21 protein-coding genes and 1 pseudogene are annotated in these 21,678 nt (G+C 69.0%); 12 read left to right on the forward strand and 10 right to left on the reverse strand.

All coding sequences use genetic code 11. From position 1 onward, the window contains the following. Positions 1-101: 101 nt before the first annotated feature. Positions 102-875, reverse strand: coding sequence for a class II glutamine amidotransferase (locus H9L41_RS05155; RefSeq protein ID WP_028447988.1), 774 nt, complete (start codon positions 873-875; stop codon positions 102-104). A gap of 162 nt (positions 876-1,037) precedes the next feature. On the opposite strand from H9L41_RS05155, the gene fliD reads away from it, so the two are divergent. Continuing rightward, positions 1,038-2,456: a flagellar filament capping protein FliD gene (gene fliD, locus H9L41_RS05160; RefSeq protein ID WP_157462136.1), complete on the forward strand. Its 1,419-nt coding sequence runs from the start codon at positions 1,038-1,040 to the stop codon at positions 2,454-2,456. 88 nt (positions 2,457-2,544) lie between these two features. Here fliD and fabI read toward each other — a convergent pair whose 3' ends face one another. Next, positions 2,545-3,327, reverse strand: coding sequence for an enoyl-ACP reductase FabI (gene fabI / locus H9L41_RS05165; RefSeq protein ID WP_028447986.1), 783 nt, complete (start codon positions 3,325-3,327; stop codon positions 2,545-2,547). 202 nt (positions 3,328-3,529) lie between these two features. On the opposite strand from fabI, the gene H9L41_RS05170 reads away from it, so the two are divergent. Beyond that, a complete protein-coding gene (locus tag H9L41_RS05170; RefSeq protein ID WP_028447985.1) occupies positions 3,530-4,324 on the forward strand; it encodes an oxygen-binding di-iron domain-containing protein in 795 nt (264 codons plus the stop codon). A gap of 237 nt (positions 4,325-4,561) precedes the next feature. On the opposite strand, the gene H9L41_RS05175 is transcribed toward H9L41_RS05170, so the two are convergent. From H9L41_RS05175 to H9L41_RS05185, 3 genes are all read right to left on the reverse strand, one after another. Next, the gene (locus H9L41_RS05175; RefSeq protein ID WP_028447984.1) at positions 4,562-6,346 is read right to left on the reverse strand and encodes an acyl-CoA dehydrogenase; all 1,785 of its coding nucleotides are present in this window, start codon (positions 6,344-6,346) and stop codon (positions 4,562-4,564) included. A 97-nt stretch (positions 6,347-6,443) separates the two neighbouring features. Beyond that, positions 6,444-7,379: an electron transfer flavoprotein subunit alpha/FixB family protein gene (locus H9L41_RS05180; protein WP_028447983.1), complete on the reverse strand. Its 936-nt coding sequence runs from the start codon at positions 7,377-7,379 to the stop codon at positions 6,444-6,446. Positions 7,380-7,381: 2 nt separating this feature from the next. Next, complete coding sequence (locus tag H9L41_RS05185) at positions 7,382-8,131, reverse strand: electron transfer flavoprotein subunit beta/FixA family protein (RefSeq protein ID WP_028447982.1); 750 nt, start codon at positions 8,129-8,131, stop codon at positions 7,382-7,384. A gap of 359 nt (positions 8,132-8,490) precedes the next feature. On the opposite strand from H9L41_RS05185, the gene purU reads away from it, so the two are divergent. From purU to gspK, 10 genes are all read left to right on the forward strand, one after another. After that, positions 8,491-9,345: a formyltetrahydrofolate deformylase gene (purU, locus tag H9L41_RS05190; protein ID WP_028447981.1), complete on the forward strand. Its 855-nt coding sequence runs from the start codon at positions 8,491-8,493 to the stop codon at positions 9,343-9,345. Positions 9,346-9,941: 596 nt separating this feature from the next. Beyond that, complete coding sequence (locus H9L41_RS05195) at positions 9,942-10,322, forward strand: hypothetical protein (RefSeq protein ID WP_028447980.1); 381 nt, start codon at positions 9,942-9,944, stop codon at positions 10,320-10,322. A gap of 52 nt (positions 10,323-10,374) precedes the next feature. Further along, entirely contained in the window at positions 10,375-10,956 is a 582-nt protein-coding gene (locus H9L41_RS05200) for a hypothetical protein (protein ID WP_028447979.1), read from the forward strand. Positions 10,957-10,959: 3 nt separating this feature from the next. Further along, positions 10,960-12,171 (forward strand): type II secretion system inner membrane protein GspF, encoded by a 1,212-nt coding sequence (gene gspF, locus H9L41_RS05205; protein ID WP_028447978.1) that lies wholly within the window; start codon positions 10,960-10,962, stop codon positions 12,169-12,171. A gap of 29 nt (positions 12,172-12,200) precedes the next feature. Next, positions 12,201-12,533: a nucleotide pyrophosphohydrolase gene (locus H9L41_RS05210; protein ID WP_034608104.1), complete on the forward strand. Its 333-nt coding sequence runs from the start codon at positions 12,201-12,203 to the stop codon at positions 12,531-12,533. Positions 12,534-12,566: 33 nt separating this feature from the next. Then, entirely contained in the window at positions 12,567-12,989 is a 423-nt protein-coding gene (gene gspG / locus H9L41_RS05215) for a type II secretion system major pseudopilin GspG (protein ID WP_028447976.1), read from the forward strand. 481 nt (positions 12,990-13,470) lie between these two features. Further along, positions 13,471-13,995 carry a GspH/FimT family pseudopilin gene (locus H9L41_RS05220; protein WP_051319395.1) on the forward strand — a complete coding sequence of 175 codons (525 nt, stop codon included), beginning with the start codon at positions 13,471-13,473 and terminating at the stop codon, positions 13,993-13,995. Next, positions 13,992-14,363 (forward strand): type II secretion system minor pseudopilin GspI, encoded by a 372-nt coding sequence (gene gspI / locus H9L41_RS05225; protein WP_028447975.1) that lies wholly within the window; start codon positions 13,992-13,994, stop codon positions 14,361-14,363. Before H9L41_RS05220 ends, gspI begins: the two co-directional genes overlap by 4 nt. Before the next feature lie 31 nt (positions 14,364-14,394). Continuing rightward, positions 14,395-14,997 carry a type II secretion system minor pseudopilin GspJ gene (gspJ, locus tag H9L41_RS05230; RefSeq protein ID WP_028447974.1) on the forward strand — a complete coding sequence of 201 codons (603 nt, stop codon included), beginning with the start codon at positions 14,395-14,397 and terminating at the stop codon, positions 14,995-14,997. Then, positions 14,994-15,944 carry a type II secretion system minor pseudopilin GspK gene (gspK, locus tag H9L41_RS05235; protein ID WP_051319394.1) on the forward strand — a complete coding sequence of 317 codons (951 nt, stop codon included), beginning with the start codon at positions 14,994-14,996 and terminating at the stop codon, positions 15,942-15,944. Before gspJ ends, gspK begins: the two co-directional genes overlap by 4 nt. Positions 15,945-16,052: 108 nt before the next feature. Here the strand turns inward: gspK and H9L41_RS05240 are convergent. From H9L41_RS05240 to dapC, 5 genes and pseudogenes are all read right to left on the reverse strand, one after another. Then, positions 16,053-17,422, reverse strand: a pseudogene (locus tag H9L41_RS05240) (phosphomannomutase/phosphoglucomutase). A 63-nt stretch (positions 17,423-17,485) separates the two neighbouring features. Continuing rightward, the gene (locus H9L41_RS05245; RefSeq protein ID WP_187523703.1) at positions 17,486-18,670 is read right to left on the reverse strand and encodes a GGDEF domain-containing response regulator; all 1,185 of its coding nucleotides are present in this window, start codon (positions 18,668-18,670) and stop codon (positions 17,486-17,488) included. Continuing rightward, positions 18,670-19,089: a hypothetical protein gene (locus tag H9L41_RS05250; protein WP_187523704.1), complete on the reverse strand. Its 420-nt coding sequence runs from the start codon at positions 19,087-19,089 to the stop codon at positions 18,670-18,672. Before H9L41_RS05250 ends, H9L41_RS05245 begins: the two co-directional genes overlap by 1 nt. Before the next feature lie 486 nt (positions 19,090-19,575). Continuing rightward, entirely contained in the window at positions 19,576-20,400 is an 825-nt protein-coding gene (gene dapD, locus H9L41_RS05255) for a 2,3,4,5-tetrahydropyridine-2,6-dicarboxylate N-succinyltransferase (RefSeq protein ID WP_028447971.1), read from the reverse strand. A gap of 44 nt (positions 20,401-20,444) precedes the next feature. Beyond that, a complete protein-coding gene (dapC, locus tag H9L41_RS05260; protein ID WP_028447970.1) occupies positions 20,445-21,650 on the reverse strand; it encodes a succinyldiaminopimelate transaminase in 1,206 nt (401 codons plus the stop codon). Positions 21,651-21,678 lie beyond the last annotated feature (28 nt).

Genomic DNA, 21,678 nt, shown 5'->3' on the forward strand with positions numbered 1-21,678 from the left:
GCCCGACAGCTTCGCCGGATCGGCATCGCTGTCGGGCATAAAGCCCGACCTACGTGCGCCCGGCGATCTCCGGCCATTCTTCGCAAGCGATGGCCGCTCGTTCAGCGGCGGGGGCCGATCGGCTGGCCGTCCTGGAATACCACCAGCTCGCCCGGTTCCATCGCGGTCCACTGTTCGTTGTCGGTCAGCGGCAGCGTGGCGATCACCGCGACCCGGTCGTTCGGGGTGGTCAGCGCGTCGAAGTCGACGCTGACGTCCTGGTCGACCAGGTGGGCGCGGCCGAACGGCGCTTGCCTCACGATGTAGTGCAGCCGGGTGGCGCAGTGCGCGGCCAGCCATTCGCCGTTCGACAGCAGGAAGTTCAGCGTGCCGTGGCCGGCCAGTTCGGCCGCGAGCTCGGCCAGCGTGGCGTGGACCGCTTCGGCGGCGGCGCCCTTCGGATGGCGCTGGTGCAGCCGCTCGAGCAGCCAGCAGAAGGCGTGCTCGCTGTCGGTGTCGCCGACCGGCAGGAAGCGGTCCCCCGACAGTCCGGGCAGGGTCTTGAGGTCGCCGTTGTGGGCGAACAGCCATTGCCGGCCCCACATCTCGCGCATGAAGGGGTGGGTGTTGGCCAGGGTGATGCGGCCGACGGTGGCCTTGCGGATGTGCGCGATCACATTGGTCGAATGGATCGGGTAGTTGCGCACCAGCTCGGCCACCGGCGAGCTGATCGAGGATTTCCAGTCGAGGAACAGCCGGCAGCCGCGGCCCTCGAAGAATCCGATGCCCCAGCCGTCGGCATGGTGGTCGGTCTCGCCGCCGCGGCGGCGGAAGCCTTCGAAGGAAAAGCAGATATCGGTGGGCACATTGCAGTTCATGCCCAGCAATTGGCACATGGGATGGATCCTTCCGAGCCCGCCCGGATTCGGCCGGGCGGCGCTGATCGCCTGATGGATTCGAGCGTATAGTTTACCGATAACCGGAGGGCGGGAAAGGCGCGCGAGCGCGGCCCGTCCGGCGGTTTCCCGGCCGATCGGCCGGACAGGCCATGCTCTGGCGTGCAGCGCACGCCGATGGGGGCGACGATGAACCTCTACTCGATCACCGACACCATGAGCCGGGCCTATGGTGCTCTCGGCGCGCCGGACGGCGTCCGGCAGAGCTACGGCCTCGGCAACATCTCCTCCATCAGGCAGGACGGCAGCGACAATCGCCTGCGCCTGCCGTCCTCGACCACCGTCAGGCTATCCGACTACGGCAAGCTGCAATCGGGCCTGGCCGAGCTCAGGCGCGCGGTCGGCGCGCTCGACAGCGACGACGAAGTGGCCGCCGTCACGGCCCGTTCCGACAGCGATGCGGTCAGCGCCGCGATCACCGCGGCGGAGGCGCTGCCGGCTTCGGCCGAGGTCGAAGTGCTGCAGCGCGCCCGCTCGCAGCAGGTCGAAAGCGGTTTGTTCGCCGACCGCGACGAGACCATCGTCGGCACCGGCGTCCTGACCATCGACACCGGCCGCTTCAATGCCTCGGCCGCCAGCTTCGGCGCCAACGACGCCAGCGCGCGCAGCGTGCGCATCAACATCACCGACGGCACGCTCGGCGGCATCGCCAACGCGATCAACCGCGCCGGCGCGGGCGTTACGGCCAGCGTGAAGCAGGATGGCGACCAGTACCGGCTCGAACTGACCGGCAAGGCGACCGGCGCCAACCAGGCCTTCCGGGTCCGCGTCGACGACGACGAGGGCAACGACACCGACAATGCGCAGGGCCTGTCCCGGCTCGCCTTCGATCCGACGCTGCCGGCCGGCGGCGGGCAGAACCTGGTGCAGATCCGCCGTGCCGAGGATGCCGAGCTCAAGGTCGACGGCCGCGCGGTCAGCAGCGGCAGCAACACGGTGACCGACGCGATCGGCGGCGCCTCGCTGCAACTGGCGTCGAACGGCCGCGCGCGGCTCGATTTCGGCCGCGACGAGGGCCAGGCGACTCGCAGCGCCAAGTCGCTGGTCGATGCGGTGAACCGCTTCCGCGACCAGGCCGGCAATCTGCAGGCCGACGGCTTGAGCCGGCGCATCGGCACCGATCTGGACCTGGCGCTGAGCGGTGCCCAGAGCGGCAGCGGCCTGAACGGCCTGGCGCTGGCCGACGTCGGCATCACGCGCGCGAGCAACGGCACGCTGCGCTTCGACGAGGCCCGCTTCAAGCAGGCCTTCGCGCAGAACGGCGAGGGCGTGGGCGACTTGCTGGCCAACGCGGCCGAGCGCATCGGCACGGCCAGCGACAAGGCGATCAACGGGCCGCTGCGCGAAGCGACCGGCGGGATCCGGGTCGCCGGCCAGAACGGCGACAACCCCTACGTCGCCCAGGCGCGGCAACTGCAGTTGCAGAACCTGTTCGGCAACCAGCCGACGCTGCTGCCCTACTCGCCGACCACCCGCAATCTGTACGGCCTGGCGCAATACCTGGCGGTGGCGGGTCTCTGAACGGCGCGCCGGCTTACCGGTCGCAGTAAAGCAAAACGCCCGGTTCGAACCGGGCGTTTCGTTTATGGCGACGATGCGGCGAGGCGGCTTATTCGCCCATGCCGGCCGCGACGGTGCTGTAGCCGCCGTCGACGTGCATGATCTCGCCGGTGATCGCCGAGGACAGGTCGGACAGCAGGAAGGCCGCCACGTTGCCGACTTCGTCGATGGTCACGTTGCGCTTGAGCGGTGCGCTTTCCTCGACGTGCTTGAGGATCTTGGAGAAGCCCGAGATGCCGGCCGCGGCCAGCGTCTTGATCGGGCCGGCCGAGATGCCGTTGGCGCGGATGCCCTGGCCGCCGAGCGCGACGGCGGTGTAGCGCACGCTCGCCTCGAGGCTGGCCTTGGCCATGCCCATCAGGTTGTAGTTCGGTACCGCGCGTTCGGCGCCGAGGTAGCTCAGGGTGATCAGGCTGGCGCTCGGGCTCAGCATCGGGCGGAAGGCCTTGGCCAGCGCCGGGAAGCTGTAGGCGCTGATGTCGTGGGCGACGGCGAACGCATCGCGGCTCAGGCCGTCGAGGAAGTCGCCCTTGAGCGCCTCGCCCGGGGCGAAGGCGATCGAGTGCACCAGGCCGTCGAGCTGGCCCCAGTGCTGGCCGAGCTCGGCCACCAGCGCGGCGATCTCTTCGTCGGAGGTGACGTCGCAGCGCAGCACCAGCTCGCTGCCGGCCTCCTTGGCCAGGTCGACGACGCGGTCCTTGAGCTTTTCGTTCACATAGGTGAAGGCCAGTTCGGCGCCTTCGCGCTGGCAGGCGCGGGCGATGCCGAAGGCGATGGAACGGTTGGACAGCAGGCCCGTGATCAGAATCTTCTTGCCGGCGAGAAAGCCCATGTTGAATGTCTTCCAGTGCTTGGGGAAGCCGCGATTATAGCGGCCCGTCCCGGCGCGGCCAGCGAAAGCCGTCGGTCAAACGCTTGATTCGGCAGCGCCGCGGCCGGCTTGCACATCGCCGCCTGCGTTGTCCTTGCGCTGGATCAAGATGTCGGCGCGCCATCGACGCCATGCTGTCAGTCTTCGAATCCGATGGTCCACCATGGCAATTTCACTCTACGACGACGGCCAGCACCGCTGCCTGATGTTCGCCGACCTGGTCGACGACGACGACGACCACGCGGTGCAGGCCAACCAGTTCCTGCTGGTGTCCGGCCGCGAGGGCGCGCTGATCGACCCGGCCGGCAACATGACCTACAACGCGCTGATCATGGCGATGGCGCAGTATTTCCCGGCCCGCCAGCTCAAGTACCTGCTCGCGTCGCACGCCGACCCCGACATCGTCGCCTCGCTCAACAAATGGCTGGTGACCACCGACTGCAAGCTGGTGGTGTCCAAGCTGTGGGCGCGCTTCGTGCCGCATTTCTGCTCGGCCGGCAATACCGCCGGCCGTATCGTGGGCGTGCCCGACGAGGGCGGCTGGGTCGAGCTCGGCGGCGAGCGCATCGCGCTGGTGCCGGCGCACTTCCTGCACGCCGAGGGCAATTTCCACTTCTTCGATCCGCGCTCGCGCATCCTGTTCACCGGCGACATGGGCGCCTCGATGGTGGCGCACGGCGAGATCGAGGAGCCGATCTCGACGGTGACCGAGCTGATCCGCCATATCGTGATGATGGAAGGCTTCCACCGCCGCTACATGGTGTCGAACAAGGCCTGCCGGCTGTGGGCGCAGATGGTGCGGCCCAGGGTGCAGAACCGCGAGATCGCGATGATGGTGCCGCAGCACGGCCGCTTCTTCGTCGGCCAGGCGGTGCTGCTGGCCTTCCTCGAATGGATCGAGTCGCTCAGCTGCGGCATCGATCGGTTCGATGAGGGGCATTACCGGATGCCGGCGTGACGGCCGTGAAGCGTGAAAGGTGAAACCTGGGGCGCTGACCGGCGGGCAGCGACTCGCGCCGATGTTGCACGATCCCCGTAGGAGCGGCTTCAGCCGCGAATGGCCGTGCATGCCACGACGCCGATTCGCGGCTGAAGCCGCTCCTGCGGGCTGCGGCCCTGCGTTTGCTGTCGGCACAATGAAAATGGCCACCCGAGGGTGGCCACTTTCTTTACCGGGGCACGATGCCGCGGCCGATCAGAACGCCTCGTCCGGCAGCGCCAGCACGCTTTCGGCGCCGTGCAGCACCACTTCGGCCAGGCTCGCCGTCTGCGGCAGCAGGTAGGCGGCGAAGAAGCGCGCGGTGGTCAGCTTGGCTTCGAAGAAGGCCTTGTCGCCGTCGTGCTCGGCCAGCTTGCGCTGGGCCACCAGCGCGGCGCGGCCCATCTGCCAGCCGCCCAGCGTCAGGCCCATCAGCTCGAGGTAGGGCACCGAGCCGGCTGCCACTTCGCGCGGCTTGCCTTCGAACTGCTCGACCACGTAGGCGGTGGTGGCGCGCGCCTGGGCCAGCGCCTTGTTCAGCGCGGCGGCGATGTCGGCGAGGCCGGCGGCCTCGAGCTGGCCGATGGTGGTCTCGACCTCGCCCAGCAGCGCCTGCGCGGTCAGGCCCTTCTCGGCGGCGGTCTTGCGGCCGACCAGGTCCATCGCCTGGATGCCGGTGGTGCCCTCGTAGATCGCGCTGATGCGCGCATCGCGCAGGTACTGGGCGGCGCCGGTCTCTTCGATGAAGCCCATGCCGCCGTGCACCTGCACGCCGAGGCTGGCGATGCGGCTGGCGTTCTCGGTGTTCCAGGCCTTGACGATCGGGGTCAGGAAGCCGACCACGGCGTTCCATTTCTGCGCTTCGCGGCCGTCCGGGTGGCGCGTCGCCTTGTCCAGCGAGGCGCAGGCGAAGTAGGTGAGGGCGCGTTCGGCCTCGACCAGCGCGCGCATGGTCATCAGCATGCGGCGCACGTCGGCGTGGCGGATGATGGCGGCCGGCGCCGGGTCGGCCGAGCCGAGCTCGCGGCTCTGCACGCGTTCGCGCGCATAGCTCACCGCCTTCTGGTAGGCCGCTTCGGCCAGGCCCATGCCTTCGACGCCGACGCCCAGGCGGGCCGCGTTCATCATGGTGAACATGTAGCCGAGGCCGCGGTTGGCCTCGCCCACCAGCCAGCCGATGGCGCCGCCGTTGTCGCCGTAGCTCATCACGCAGGTCGGCGAGCCGTGGATGCCCATCTTGTGCTCGATCGACACGCACTTGACGTCGTTGCGCGCGCCGAGCGAGCCGTCGGCGTTGACCAGGAACTTCGGCACCACGAACAGCGAGATGCCCTTCACCCCGGCCGGCGCGTCCGGCAGGCGTGCCAGCACCAGGTGGATGATGTTCTCGGCCATGTCGTGCTCGCCGTAGGTGATGAAGATCTTCTGGCCGCTGATGCGGTAGGTGCCGTCGTCGGCCGGCACCGCCTTGCTGCGCACCTGGGCCAGGTCCGAGCCGGCCTGCGGTTCGGTCAGGTTCATCGTGCCGGTCCAGCTGCCTTCGGCCATCTTCGGCAGATAGGTCGCCTTCAGCTCCTCGCTGGCGTGGTGCTCGATCGCTTCCATGGCGCCCAGCGTCAGCAGCGGGCACAGCGAGAAGGCCATGTTCGAGCCCTTCCACATCTCCTCGACCGCGGTGGCGATCAGCGCCGGCATGTTCTGACCGCCCAGGTCGGTCGAGATGCGCAGGCCGTTCCAGCCGTTCTCGCGGTACTGGGTGTAGGCGTCCTTGAAGCCCGGCGCGGTGGTGACCACGCCGTCGGCCAGCTTGTTGCCGTGCAGGTCGCCGACGCGGTTGAGCGGGGCCAGCACGTTCTCGGCCAGCTTGGCAGCTTCTTCGAGGATGGCGTCGGCCAGCTCGGGATTGACGTCCTCGAAGCCGGGCAGGGCGGCGACTTCGGTCAGTCCGGCCAGCTCGTTCAGCACGAAGCGCATGTCGGCGAGGGGGGCGTGGTAGCTCATGGCGGTCTCCAGTCGGGTTCGGTGGCGCTCATCAATTCGAGCGCTTGCTTGGTATTCGGTGCCTAAAAAACGGCCACCGCGGTGGCCGTCTCGGGTCTTACTTGTTCAGCTCGGCGATCAGTTCCGGCACGGCCTGGAACAGGTCGGCCACCAGGCCGTAGTCGGCGACCTGGAAGATCGGCGCCTCCTCGTCCTTGTTGATGGCGACGATGACCTTGGAGTCCTTCATGCCGGCCAGGTGCTGGATCGCACCGGAGATGCCGACCGCCAGGTAGAGCTGCGGCGCGACGATCTTGCCGGTCTGGCCGACCTGGTAGTCGTTCGGCGCGTAGCCGGCGTCGACCGCGGCGCGGCTGGCGCCGATGGCGGCGCCGAGCTTGTCGGCCAGGGGCTCGAGCACGCCGTGGAACTGCTCGCTGGAACCGAGCGCGCGGCCGCCGGAGACGATGACCTTGGCGGCGCCGAGCTCGGGCCGGCTCGACTTGGTCAGTTCCTGCGAGACGAAGGCCGACTTGGCGGCGTCGCTGCCGCTGCCGACGTGCTCGATCGCGGCCGAACCGCCGGTGGCGGCGGCGTCGAAGGCGGTGGTGCGCACGGTCAGGACCTTGATCGGGTCGCTCGACTGCACGGTGGCGATCACGTTGCCGGCATAGATCGGGCGCACGAAGGTGTCGGCCGACTCGATGGCGATCACGTCGGAGACCTGGGCGACGTCGAGCAGCGCGGCCACGCGCGGCAGGTAGTTCTTGCCGGCGGTGGTGGCCGGCGCCAGCACGTGGCTGTAGCCGCGGGCCAGTTCGACCACCACCGGCGCGACGTTCTCGGCCAGCTGGTGGGCGAGGTGGGCGGCGTCGGCCAGCAGCACCTTGGCGACGCCGGCCACCTTGGCGGCGGCTTCGGCGGCGGCGCCGGCGTTGTGGCCGGCGATGAGGACGTGGATGTCGCTGCCGAGCTTCTGCGCGGCGGTGACGGTGTTGAGGGTGCTCGACTTGAGCGTGGCGTTGTCGTGTTCGGCGACGACGAGGATGGCCATGATCAGATCACCTTCGCTTCGTTCTTGAGTTTGCTGACCAGCTCGGCGACCGAGCCCACCTTGATGCCGGCCTTGCGCACCGGCGGATCGGACACCTTGAGCGTCTTGAGCCGCGGCGCCGGGTCGACGCCGAGGTCGGCCGGCGTGAGCTTGTCGAGCGGCTTCTTCTTGGCGGCCATGATGTTGGGCAGCTTGACGTAGCGCGGCTCGTTCAGGCGCAGGTCGGTGGTGACGATGGCGGGCAGCGACAGCGCGACGGTCTCGAGGCCGCCGTCGATCTCGCGGGTGACGTTGACCTTGTCGCTGGCCAGTTCCACCTTGGAGGCGAAGGTGCCCTGCGGCACGTTCAAGAGCGCGGCCAGCATCTGGCCGGTCTGGTTGGCGTCGTCGTCGATCGCCTGCTTGCCGAGGATGACGAGCTGCGGCTGTTCGCGCTCGGCGACGGCCTTCAGCAGCTTGGCCACGGCCAGCGGCTGCAGCTGGGCGTCGGTCTCGACGTGGACGGCGCGGTCGGCGCCCATCGCCAGCGCGGTACGCAGGGTTTCCTCGCACTGCTTGACGCCGAGCGAGACCACCACGATCTCGGTCGCCTTGCCGGCTTCCTTGAGGCGCACGGCTTCTTCCACGGCGATCTCGTCGAACGGGTTCATCGACATCTTCACGTTGGCGATATCGACATCGCTGCCGTCCGCCTTGCAACGCACCTTCACGTTGTAATCGACAACGCGCTTCACTGCGACCAGGACTTTCACGCTTCCTCCGCTGGGGTCGGATGGGACAAGACAGGGCGCGCCGGTTCGGTTGGAATCACGCAGCCGGCGCGCGGGAAAAGGCTTGAAGGATAGCATCCGCGGCAAGGCGGCGTCATCGCGCCGTAGTGGGCGGGACTGGACTACGAAGCCGCCGTGGCGCGATCCGTCGAGGGCAAGTTAGCACCGATGCGGTAATTCAAACAAGCGTATGACTTGTTGCTGTGGCGGACGAGCGACGAACGGCAGCGTTGCGTCGATGCCACGGGCTTGCCAGAATCGTCGGCCCACCCGACCGGGCGCCGCGAGCGGACACCGATCGCGCCGTCGACAGGGCCCGCCACCTCCCTCGCCGCCGACGCATGAAAAACACCGCCACCCTGCTGATCTCCTGCCCCGACCGCAAAGGCCTGGTCGCGGCCATTGCCAACTTCCTCTACACCTACAACGCCAACATCCTGCACGCCGACCAGCACCAGGACGATGACGCCGGCCTGTTCCTGATGCGCATCGAGTGGGATCTGGACGGTTTCGCGCTCGACATGGCGGCCTTCGACGCCGCCTTCGCGCCGATCGCCGAGCGCTTCGGCATGGATTGGCGGCTCAAGCTGTCGGCCAGGAAGCCGCGCATGGCGATCTTCGTGTCGAAGTACGACCACTGCCTGGTCGACCTGCTGCATCGCTGGCAGACCGGCGAGCTGGCCTGCGAGATCCCGCTGATCGTCTCCAACCACGACGATTGCCGCCGCGTCGCCGAGTTCTACGGCATTCCTTACCACGTGGTCGCGGTCGGCAAGGACAACAAGGCCGCGGCCGAAGCCGAGCAGCGCGCGCTGCTGGAGGCGAACGGCGTCGACCTGATCGTGCTGGCGCGCTACATGCAGGTGCTGTCGCACGATTTCACCGGCGCCTGGCCGCAGCGGGTGATCAATATCCACCACAGCTTCCTGCCGGCCTTCGACGGCGCCAAGCCCTACCACCGCGCGCATGCGCGCGGTGTGAAGCTGATCGGCGCGACCAGCCACTACGTGACCGAAGTGCTCGACGACGGTCCGATCATCGAGCAGGACGTGACCCGCATCTCGCACCGCGACACGGTCGACGACCTGATCCAGAAGGGCCGCGACCTCGAGCGCATCGTGCTGAGCCGCGCGGTGCGCTGGCATCTCGATCACCGCGTGCTGGTGTATGGCAACAAGACCGTGGTCTTCGATTGAGCCGCTTGGCGCTCTCGCGTTCGTGACGAGCGAGCCGGCTGTGCAGGCCTCGGCAGAGCCGAGGCTGCTGGTTCGCATGTGTTCGACCTCGGCTCAATCCCTGATTCAACCCGACTCCCCCCGCCCTCGCCGCCCCGGGGCCCCCGCGAAGTCGCAGACTTCGTGGGGTGGTCCAGAGGGAGCCTCGCGTTGCTCGCAATGCGGTATTTCGGCCGGATGCGTATCGCCAGGCGACGAAATTTCCATTGAGCCGGTTGGCGCTCGTCCACCCGTGACGAGCGAGCCGGCTGTGCAGGCCTCGGCATAGCCGAGGCTTTTGGTTCGCACTTACTCGACCACGGCTCAATCCCTGATTCATCCCTACTCCTCCCGCCCTCGCCGCGCCGGGGTCCCGCGAAGTCGCAGACTTCGTGGGGTGGTCCAGAGGGGGCCTCGCTGGCGCTCGTTCGCGGTTTGATTGGGCTGTAATGCTTAGCCGCGTGTTGCCCGTGAATGCGTTGCGAGCGGTTTGATCGGTAAACGACTGTTGCAGCCGGCCGGCCCACCGCCCTGGCCGATCGATAATCGGGACGTGATCCACGCGCAAGGAGAGCGACATGGCCAGGACGATCGTCATCGCCGCGCTGTGCGCCGCCGGCCTCGCCGGCTGCGGCACGGTGCAGAACACCAGCCTGTTGGACGGTTCGCACCGGTTCGGCCGGGCCGAGCTCAATACCTACCCGGTCCGGGTGCTCGCGATCGACGGCGACTACCCGGTCGACATCGATCCGGTCCGGGTCGAACCGGGCCAACGCATCCTGCGCGTCAGCGCGCCGCCGCCGTCGGGATTCCACTGGCCCGAAACCCGGGACGTGGCGTTTACCGTCGAGCCGTGCAAGCGCTACTATCTGGCCGCCAAGCGGGACAACCCCTTGCGGCGCGATTTCTCGCTGATCGTCCAGGATGTCGAGGACCGCAGCGACTGCCGCAGCGAATGATCCCGCACTCCCTCCAACCGATCCGGGCCGCCCGCCGAGGCGGCCCTGCCGTATGCACCCATTCCTCCTCGACGCCCTCGATCTCGCCCGTTTCCGCGTTCGTCCGCTGAGCCACTACGGCTACGCCTGGTGGCTGCCGCTGGCCTGGCTCACGCTGCTGAGCGTGCTGCAGGCGCTGTTCGGCTCCGAGCTGAAAGCCAGCCTGCCGGTGCGGCTGGTGTTCGTGGTGGGCTTCGCCTGGGTGCAGGCGCTGCTGCTGGCACTGTTCTTCGGCTGGTGGCTCAAGCTCGGCAAGCGGTGGTCGGGCGAGGGCAGCCTGTTCCCCTTGGTGGTGCTGTGCAGCAGCGCGCAGTTGTTCGAGCCGGCGATCGGGCTCCTGTCCGAGGCGATGCAACTGCCGGTGATCGTGCTGCTGGCCTTCTACCAACTGGCGGTCTGGGTGGTGGCCTGTTCGCGCGCCACCGGCGTGACGGTCGGCTATGTGATCGGCGGCCTGTTCGCCTACCTGCCCACCGCGCTGATCCTGGCGCTGCTCAGCCTGAGCATCGCCTCTTCGGCGGGCTGGCTGCCCGATCCTCCGTCCCAACAACCCGGGTTCGGCCAGCCGCCGGCCCCTCTTGCCGGGAGCAACTGAGCCATGGCGGGCTTCCGTTACCAGGCCGTCGACGCATCCGGCCGCAGCATCGAAGGCGTGGTCGAGGCCGACAACGCGCGCCAGGCGCGCGCCAGCCTGCGCGAGCAGGGCCTGTGGGTGGCCGACATGAAGGAGCTGGCCGGCGACAAGGAGGCCGGCGCGCGGCAGAAGCGCGGCGGTGGCGTCTCGACCGCCGAGCTCGCGCTGATCACCCGCCAGTTCGCCACCCTGCTCGACGCCGGCCTGACCATCGAACGCGCGCTCACCGTGCTGATCGAGCAGGCCGAGAACCCGCGCGCGCGCGACGTGCTGGCCAGCGTGCGCAGCGAGGTGCTGGCCGGCGCGCCGATGAGCCTGGCGCTGAGCCGCCATCCGCGCGTGTTTCCGGAGCTCTACCGCACCATCGTGCGGGCCGGCGAGGAGTCGGGCAAGGCGGCCGGCGTGATGGCGCGGCTGGCCGACTACATCGAGGCGCGCCAGGCGCTCGGCGCCAAGGTGGCGCTGGCCTTCGTCTACCCGGCGGTGGTGATGTCGGTGTCGCTGCTGGTGATCGTCGGCATGCTGTGGTGGGTGGTGCCGCAGATGGTGTCGGTGTTCCAGTCGACCAAGCAGCAGCTGCCGTGGCTCACGCGCGCGCTGCTGTGGATCTCGGCCAATGTGCGCGAATACGGCATCTTCGTCGCGATCGCGCTCGGCGCGGCCGGCTTCGGTTTCGCCCGCTCGCTGCGCAACGACGCCTTCCGCCTGCGCTTCGACGGTTTTCTCTTGCGGCTGCCGCTGTTCGGCCGGCTCAACCGCGCCGCCAACACCGCCCGGCTGGCCAGCACGCTGTCGATCCTGGTCGGCAGCGGCGTGCCCCTGCTGCGCGCGATGGACGCGGCGGCCGGCGTGGTCGAGAACCGGGTGCTGCGCGCCGCGGTGATCGACGCTTCGCGCGACGTGCGCGAGGGCGCCCAGCTGTCCAAGGCGCTCGACCGCCAGAAGCTGTTCCCGCCGGTGCTGATCCACCTGATCGCCAGCGGCGAGGCCAGCGGCCGGCTCGAGGGCATGCTGGACAAGGCCGCGCAGCAGCAGGCCGGCGAGCTCGAGCAGCGGGTCGGCACCTTCACCAGCCTGCTCGGTCCGATGATGGTCCTGGTGATGGGCGTGGTGGTGCTGCTGATCGTGCTGGCGATCCTGCTGCCGGTGTTCGAGATGAACCAGATGATCAAGTAGGGACCGGCGTGACGGACCATGACAAAGACATGATTCGCGACGATACTGCGACGCTTGCCGAGCTCAAGGCCCGCGTCGAGGCTTTCGTCCAGGCGCGCGACTGGGAGCGTTTCCACCAGCCCAAGAACCTGGCCATGAGCATCGCGATCGAGGCGGCCGAGCTGATGGAGCATTTCCAGTGGTCGCCGCAGCGCGACGACGCGCTCGACCGCGCCGAGGTGGCGGACGAGCTGGCCGACGTGCTGATCTACGCGCTGGCCTTCGCCAACCGGCAGGACATCGACGTGGCGGCGGCCATCGCGAGCAAGCTGGCGCGCAACGAACTGCGCTTCCCGGTCCCGGCTGGGGCGGGCGACGACTGAGACAACAAAGCGACAACCCATAAGGAGCACACGATGCAAGTACGCCGTTCGGGCGGTTTCACGCTGATCGAAATTCTGGTCGTGGTCGCCATCCTGGCGATCCTCGGTACCCTGGTGGTGCCCAAGATCATGGGCCGCCCCGACGAGGCGCGCGTGGTCAAGGCGCGCAGCGACGTGCAGGCCATCGTGCAGGCGCTCAAGCTGTACAAGCTCGACAACGGCGCCTATCCCAGCACCGAGCAGGGCCTCAAGGCGCTGGTCGAGAAGCCCGCCAGCGGCCAGATCCCGGCCAACTGGAAGGCCTACCTGGACAAGGCCCCGAAGGATCCGTGGGACCACGACTACGTCTACCTGAACCCCGGCGTGCGCGGCGAGATCGACGTGATGAGCTACGGCGCCGACGGTCAGGCCGGCGGCGACGGCAACAATGCCGATGTCGGCTCCTGGATGCTGTGAGTGATCAGTGATCCTTTTGGGGCTCTCGTGCGTTAGTGGGTGAATGGCGGACGTGCGAGCGCCCGGGAAACCCGGGCGTTCGAGGGCGGTGAGGGCTCCGGCAACGGATCACCCTGATCCAACCCGACTCCCCCGCCCTCGCCGCCCCGGGGCCCCGCGAAGTCGCAGACTTCGTGGGGTGGTCCAGAGGGAGCCTCGCTGGCGCTCGTCAGTGGGACGATGAGCCCGCAGTTGGGTATTTCGCTGCGCTGCTACCGATTACGGCGCTTTGCCGCTGGTTGCGGGGCGCGATGTAGGAGCGGCTTTAGCCGCGAATGGTGGTATTTCATCCATTGCCATTCGCGGCTAAAGCCGCTCCTACGCTGGATGCGATTTTGTCGGTCGGGCTGAGCGTGGTGAAGCCCGGATGCATAGTTTGAATGCCCAGGCTCGGCCTCGGCCGAGCAGAAAGTCGAGACTCGATTTGTTCCGCGCTTCTCAAGTGCGTCGCACCGCCGGTTTCACGCTGCTGGAGATCCTGGTGGTGCTGGTGATCATCGCCATCATCGTCACGCTCGCGGCGGTGCGGTTCGGACCGTCCGACGGCGATCTGCTGCAGCGCGAGAGCGAGCGGCTGTCCTTGTTGCTGGAGAGCGCGCGCGACGAGGCGATCGCCGGCGGGGCGATGCTGGCCTTCGGCCTCGACGGCCAGGGTTACCGCTTCTGGAGCCAGGATGCGCAGGGGCAGTGGCAGGTGATCGAGAACAACGACGCGCTGCGGCCGCGGGCGCTGCCCGAGCAGGTGCAGGTCGAGACCATGCAGGTCAACCTGCAGCCGCTGGCGCGGGACGGCCGCATCCTGTTCGCGCCGACCGGCGTCAATGCGCCGTTCGAGCTGCTGCTGCGCGCCGGCGACATGCGCCGCGCGCTGCGCGCCGATGCGCTCGGCCGCATCGACCTGGTCGATCCGGCCCTGCCGGCCACGGCGCAGGGCCGGCCCGGCCAGCCGCAGGCGGCCCAGCCATGAGGCGCGCGGCCGGTTTCACGCTGATCGAGGTGCTGGTGGCGCTGGCGGTGCTCGGTATCGCGCTGGCCGCCGCGGTGCACGCCACCATCGCCGTCACCGACGGCTCGCTGTCGCTGCGCCGCCACCTGGCCGGCGGCTGGGTCGCGCAGAACCGCCTGAACGGCTATATCGCGCGCGGCGACTTCCCCGATCCGGGCACCAGCGACGGCGCCGAGACCCAGGCCGGCATGCAGTTCGCCTGGCGCGAGACGGTGTCGGAGACGCCCAACAAGTCCTTCCGCCGCGTCGAGGTCCGGGTCCATCCGCCCGGCAACGACGCCCATGCCGACGCCATCGTGGTGGGATTCATCGCCAATGTGCCGCGCTGACCGCCCTCTGCCGCGCCGCGGCGCACCGCACATGCATGCTCAGCGCTCCCGCGCGACCCTGCGTGGGCCCGCGGGATTCACCCTGATCGAGATCCTGATCGCGCTGGCGGTGTTCAGCGTGCTGGCGGTGATCGCCTACCAGGGCGTGGCCCGCATGGCCACCACCAAGCAGGTGATGGACGCCGACAACCGCAAGTGGCGCGAGCTGACCGTGGCGCTGGCGCGCTTCGACGAGGATTTCACCCAGGTCGCCAACCGGCCCTGGCGCGACGAGGGCGGTACCACCCAGGCGCCGGTGCGCGGCGCGGCCGGCGCGATCGATGCCAACGGCGCCCAGCTCGAGCTGGTGCGCTACGACGGCGGCCGGCTGACCCATATCGGCTACCGGCTGCGCGAAGGCCGGCTCGAACTCCTGCTGTGGAACGGGCTCGACCTGGCGCCGCGCAGCCAACCGACCGCGCTGGCGCTGCTCGACCATGTCGCCAAGCTCGACCTGCGCTTCCTCGACGCGGCCGGCCAGTGGCAGCTGTCGTGGCCGCAGGGGCCCGAGGCCGGCAAGCCGCCGCGCGGCGTCGAGCTGGTGCTGACGCTGCAGAGCGGCGAGACCGTCACCCGGCTGTACGCGCTGCCATGAACCATCGTTCGCTGCGCCGCCAGGGCGGCATCGCCATCATCACCGCGGTCGCGGTCGCCGCGCTGGTCGCCGCGCTGGCGGCCGCGCTGGCCTTCCGCCACAACATCTGGCTGCGCCAGGTGGAGAACCAGCAGGACATCGCCCAGGCGCGCGGCGTGGCGCGCTCGGCCATCGACCTGAGCCGGCTGACGCTGCAGGGCGACCGGCGGCAGAACACCTACGACCACGCGCGCGAACCGTGGGCGATCCCGATCCCCGACCTGCCGGTCGAGCGCGGCCATGCCGGTGGCCGCCTGCGCGACGCCCAGGGCGGCTTCAACCTGAACAACCTGATCAACGACAGCGGCGTGGTCAGCAGCGGCGACCTTGCAGCCTTCCAACGCCTCCTGACCGAGCTGAACCTGTCGCCCGACCTCGCCAACGCGCTGCTCGACTGGCAGGACGCAGATTCGGAGACGCGCTACCCCGGCGGCGCCGAGGACCGCGAATACCTGGCCCGGACCCCGGCGTGGCGCGCGGCCAACCGGCGCCTGTTCGACCTGGACGAGCTGCGGCAGGTGCAGGGTTTCGACGACGAGGTGATGAAGAAGCTCGAACCGTTCGTGACGGTGCTGCCGACGCAGACCGCGGTGAACGCCAATTTCGCCTCGACCGAGGTGCTGCTGGCCGTGCTGCCGGGGCTCGACCGCGGTACCGCTCAGGGCTTGGCCCAGCGGGTCAAGACCAAGCCGTTCGAGAGCTTCGAGGAGATGAAGGGGCAACTGCCCGATGCGGCGATCGGCCAGGCCGAGGGCGACCGCCCGCTGATGAACCGGATCAGCGTCGAGACCAACTATTTCTATTCCGACGTCGACGCCCGCTTCGGCCGCGTCAGCATCGCCTACCGCGCGCTGCTCGAGCGCAGCAGCGACCAGGTTCCGCGCGTGGTGTGGATGAGGCGGCGTTGAGGAGCGGCCTTGCCGCTCCGTGAAATGTGAAACGTGAAATGTGAAACGTGAAAGGTGAAACGTGGGTGCAGCGCGGCGTAGCCGCGCACCTTTCACGTTTCACCGCCGTCAAAACGGCAGATCGCCGCCGATCTCCTTGGCCAGCAACTGGCGGAACGTCGCCTGGATGCGCTTGAGCGCCTTGCTGTCGTCGCCCTCGAAGCGCAGCACCAGCACCGGCGTGGTATTGGAGGCGCGCAGCAGGCCGAAGCCGTCGGCGTATTCGACCCGCAGGCCGTCGAGCGTGACCAGCTCGGCATCGGGAAAGCGGGCCGAGGCGCGCAGCCGGTCGATCAGCGCGTGCGGCTCGCCTTCCTTCATCGGGATCTGGATCTCCGGCGTCGACATGCCCTGCGGCAGGTTGTGCAGCACCGCGCTCGGGTCGTCGAACTGCGACAGGATCTCCAGCAGCCGCGCGCCGGCATAGACGCCGTCGTCGAAGCCGTACCAGCGCTCGGCGAAGAACAGGTGGCCGCTCAGCTCGCCGCCGACCAGCGCGCCGGTCTCCTTCATCTTGGCTTTCATGTAGCTGTGGCCGGTCCGCGCCATCACCGCGCGGCCCTTGTGCTTCTTCACCCACGGCGCCACCAGCCGGCTCGACTTGACGTCGTAGACGATCTTGCCGCCGCTCTGGCGGCTCAGCGCATCGGCCGCGTACAGCATCAGCAGCCGGTCCGGATAGATCACCATGCCGTCCTTGGTCACCACGCCGAGGCGGTCGCCGTCGCCGTCGAAGGCCAGGCCGAGCTCGGCGTCGGTCACCGCCAGCGCATGCGCCAGGTCGGCCAGGTTGTCCGGCTTGGCCGGATCGGGATGGTGGTGCGGGAAGTCGCCGTCGACCTCGCAGAACAGCTCGCGGATGCGGCAGCCCAGCCGGCGGTACAGCACCGGCGCGACGGCGCCGGCCACGCCGTTGCCGGCATCGACCACCACGTTCATGCGCCGGTTCAGCCGCAGGTCGCCGCAGATGCGGTCGTAATAGGCTTCGCGCACGTCTTCCTTGCGGTAGCCGCCGGCGCCTTCGTCGAACTCGGCCGCCTCGATGCGGGCGCGCAGTTTCTGGATCGCCTCGCCGGCCAGCGTCTCGCCGCCGAGCATGATCTTGGCGCCGTTGTACTCGGGCGGATTGTGGCTGCCGGTCACCATCACGCCGACAGCGTTTCCAGGTGATGGGCGGCGAACCACACCAGCGGCGTGGTCACCTCGCCGATGTCGATCACCTCGACGCCGCTGGCGCGCAGGCCGTCGATCAGCGCCTCGGCGAGGCCGGCGCTCGAATGGCGGCCGTCGCGGCCGACCACCACGGCGGTCTGCCGCCGCGCCAGCGCCTCGCTGCCGACGGCGCGGCCGATCAGGCCGAACACGCCGGCGTCCAGCGTCTTGCCCACGATCCCGCGGATGTCGTAGGCCTTGAAAATCTGTGGCGCGATACGCGTCATGTCCTGCTCCCTTTTATTGTCTGCTGCCGGTCCGCGCATCGGCGGCCGGCACCCGCGGGGCGCCTAGCCGTGGGCGACGACGCGGTCCCGGCCGGCGCGCTTCGCTTCGTAGAGCGCTTCGTCGGCCTCTTTCACCAGCGCCTCGCCGTTGCCCACCGCCGGAAAGCTGGCGATGCCGCTGGAGAAGGTGGTGTTGAACCAGGTTTCGTTGAATGGATGCTTGATGCGGGCGAAGTCGCGGCGGATCCGGTCGAGCACCTGGAAGGCATGCGCGCTGCCGGTGCCGGGCAGCCCGACCAGGAATTCCTCGCCGCCGTAGCGGCCGACGATGTCGGTCTTGCGCAGCCGCTGCTTCAGCAGCCAGGCCAGGCTGCGGATGATCTGGTCCCCCATCGGATGGCCGTAGGTGTCGTTGACCTTCTTGAAGTGGTCGATGTCGATCATCGCCACCGCCAGCGGCTCGTGCTCGGCCGCGGCGGCGTTGAGCGCGGCATCGAGCCGCTGCTTGGAACTGGTGTGGTTGAGCAGGCCGGTCAGGCTGTCGTGCAGCATCGAGCGGCGCAGCGCGCGGTAGCGCTCGATCTTGCTCTTGACGATGGCGTTGAGGATGACCGGGTTGAACGGCTTGGTCAGGAAGTGGTCGCCGCCGAGCCGCAGCGCGTCGATCTGCAGCGCCACGTCGGTCTCGCCCGACAGGTAGACGATCGGGGTGGAGAGGAATTCGGCGTGCTGGCGGATCACCCGCGCCGCCTCCACGCCGGTGCAGTCCGGCATGTACATGTCCATCAGGATCAGGTCGGGCTGGTAGCGCTTGAGCGCGGTCAGCACGTCGCGCGGCTGGGCGATGGCGAAGCTCTCGATGCCGTTTTCCTGCAGGGTGCGCTGGATCAGCCGGGTGGCGGTCAGCGAATCCTCGACCACCAGCACGCGGTAGGGTTCTTCTTCCTCGTTGGCGTTGAGCTCGAGGATCTTGGCCACCACCGCCGCGGCGGGCGTGCCGCGCGGGAAGCAGCAGTCGCAGCCGGCCGCCAGCGCGGCCTGCAGGCTGGCGAAATCGGCGTCGACGGCAAGGCCGATCAGGTTGCTGGCGGCCGAGCGCAGGCGCAGCGACTGCAGCGCCGAGGTCCATTCGTCCCGGCTGCAGCCGGTGATGTCGAACAGCAGGGTGGTCGGCTCGTCGAGGTCGGCCGGCACCGTCTCGGGCGTCCAGCATTCGACGCCGATGCCGAAGTAGCCGAGCTGGGCCATCAGCTCGCGCCAGGGCTCGAGCTGCTTGCCGATGAACCAGATGCGCCGGCCCGGCGACAGGTCGGCGGCCGAGGCGTGCTCGTGGCCGAAGCGGCGGTCTTCGATCGGCCTGCTGCTGGTGTCGATGTAGTTGCCGACCCGGGCGGCCAGGCCGTCGACGCGGGCGCCGAGGTCGTCGAAGGCCTGCGCGGGGATCGGGTGGGCGTGCTCGTCGCCGAACAGCCCAGCGCCTGCTGCTCGAGGTCGCGCGCGATCAGGTGCAGGCCGGACAGGCCCTTGGCATGCAGGAACTCGGCGAAGCTCGACAGCGTGACCGCGAACTCGACGAACTGCTCGAAGCCGGGCGCAGCGCGATAGGCCTGCCAGGTGGCCAGCAGGCTGTCGCACTTTCTTTGCAGTTCGGCGGGTGAGCAGGGCATGGGCCTTTTTGAACCGTGGTTACCTTTGGTGCGGATCGAGCGTTGGTGCAGGCCCCCGGCGGAGCCGGGCGCTCACGGTCGGTGCGTACTCGACCACGGCCCATCCCTGATTGATTCCTGCTCCCCCGCCCTCGCCGCTCCGGGGGCCCCGCGAAGTCGCAGACTTCGTGGGGTGGGTAGAGGGGCCTCGCTGCGCTCGTTCGCGGTTCTTTCCAACTGACGGGGTACTCCACCCAGGTGGCAATCCACCGAAGCGGTACTTCAATGAAGTGGTCACTCCGTCGAAGTGCGAGTGTCGTCGTAGGTCGGGATTTATTCCCGACGGTACCTGGGTTTGATATCGCTGCCGGGAATAAATCCCGGCCTGCGCAATCCGGCAGGGCGGTTAGGCGCCGTCGCGCAATCCCGTACCAGCCGGCCCGCAGTATAGGCCGACGGCCGGATGCAGGCACATCCGGCGTCCGGCCGGCCGGGCGCGCGAGGGCCTTATACGCCGCGCAGCAGTTCGTTGATGCCGACCTTGGCGCGGGTCTTGGCGTCGACCTTCTTCACGATCACGGCGCAGTACAGGCTGTACTTGCCGTCGGCCGAGGGCAGGTTGCCGCTGACCACCACCGAGCCGGCCGGCACGCGGCCGTAGCTCACTTCGCCGGTCTCGCGGTCGTAGATGCGGGTCGACTGGCCGATGTAGACGCCCATCGAGATCACCGAGCCCTCCTCGACGATCACGCCCTCGACGATCTCGGAGCGCGCGCCGATGAAGCAGTTGTCCTCGATGATGGTCGGCGCGGCCTGCAGGGGTTCGAGCACGCCGCCGATGCCGACGCCGCCCGACAGGTGGACGTGGCGGCCGATCTGGGCGCAGGAGCCGACGGTGGCCCAGGTGTCGACCATGGTGCCCTCGCCGATGTGGGCGCCGATGTTGACGAAGCTCGGCATCGCCACCACGTTGCGGCCGATGTGGCTGCCGCGGCGGACCACCGCCGACGGCACGATGCGGATGCCGGCCTCGCGGAACTGGGCCTCGCTCCAGCCGGCGAACTTGCTCTCGACCTTGTCGAAGAAGCGCAATTCGCCGGCATCCATCACCCGGTTGTCCTCGGCGCGGAACGACAGCAGCACGGCCTTCTTGATCCATTCGTTGACGACCCACTGGCCGTCGATCTTCTCGGCGACGCGCAATTCGCCCCGGTCCAGGCCGAGCACGACGGTATCGATCGCCTCGCGCAGCTCGGGCCGGATGGTCTGCGGCGTGATGTCGGCGCGCTGTTCGAACGCCGTTTCGATGACGGACTGAAGCGGATGGGTCATGGCTTGGGTTTCCTGATCGTTTGGATTCGTTTGGGTATGCGCGGCTAGCCGCAGAACGCCGCGATGCGGCGCGCGCCCTCGACGCAGTCGGCCAGCGGCGCGACCAGCGCGATGCGGATGCGGCCGGCGCCGGGATTGGCGCCGTGGGCGTCGCGGGCCAGGTAGCTGCCGGGCAGCACGGTGACGTTGCAGTGCCGGTAGACGTCGCGGGCGAAGGCCGCGTCGTCGCCGCCGAAGCGCGCCGGCACCTGCGCCCACAGGTAGAAGGCCGCGTCGGGCAGCGCGGCGCCGAGCGGGCCGGCCAGGAGCGGCACCACCGCTTCGAACTTGGCGCGGTACTGGGCGCGGTTGGCCTCGACGTGGGCCTCGTCGCGCCAGGCGGCGGCGCTGGCGGCCTGCACCATGGCCGACATGGCCGAGCCGTGATAGGTGCGGTAGAGCAGGAAGCCGGCCAGCACGGCCGGGTCGCCGGCGACGAAGCCCGAGCGCAGGCCGGGCGCGTTGGAGCGCTTGGACAGGCTGGAGAACACCACCAGCCGGCGCTGATCGCGGCCGAGCCGGTGGGCGGCTTCGAGCCCGCCGAGCGGCGGCGCGTCGAACCAGATCTCGGAATAGCACTCGTCGCTGGCGATGACGAAGCCGTAGCGGTCCGACAATTCGAACAGCTCGCGCCAGTCGTCGAGCGACATCACCGCGCCGGTCGGGTTGCCCGGCGAGCAGACGAACACCAGCTGGGTGCGGCGCCAGACCGCTTCGGGCACCGCCTGCCAGTCGGGCTGGTAGCGGCGTCCGGCCAGGCAGTTGACGTAGTAGGGCTCGGCGCCGGCCAGCAACGCGGCGCCTTCGTAGATCTGGTAGAACGGGTTGGGCGAGATCACCACCGGCGCCGCGCCGTCGAGCGCGGCCGCGTCGCGGTCGATCACGGCCTGGACGAAGCTGAACAGCGCCTCGCGGCTGCCGAGCACCGGCAGCACGCCGGTGGCCGGATCGGGCCGCGGGATGCCGTAGCGCTGCGCCAGCCAGTCGGCGATGGCGCCGCGCAGCTCGGCCGAACCGAGCGTGGCCGGGTACTGGGCTAGGCCGCCGAAATGGGCCGTCAGCGCATCGAGGATCAGCGGCGGGGTCGGGTGCTTCGGCTCGCCGATCGACAGGTCGACATGGCGCAGCGCGGCGTCCGGCTGCGCATCGGCGAGCAGCGCCTTGAGGCGCTGGAACGGGTAGGGCTGCAGGCGGTCGAGCAGGGGATTCACGGCGGGGGGGCGGTCGGTCGGCGAAATC

Source organism: Chitinimonas koreensis, from assembly GCF_014353015.1.
GTDB classification, from domain to species: Bacteria; Pseudomonadota; Gammaproteobacteria; order Burkholderiales; family Chitinimonadaceae; genus Chitinimonas; species Chitinimonas koreensis.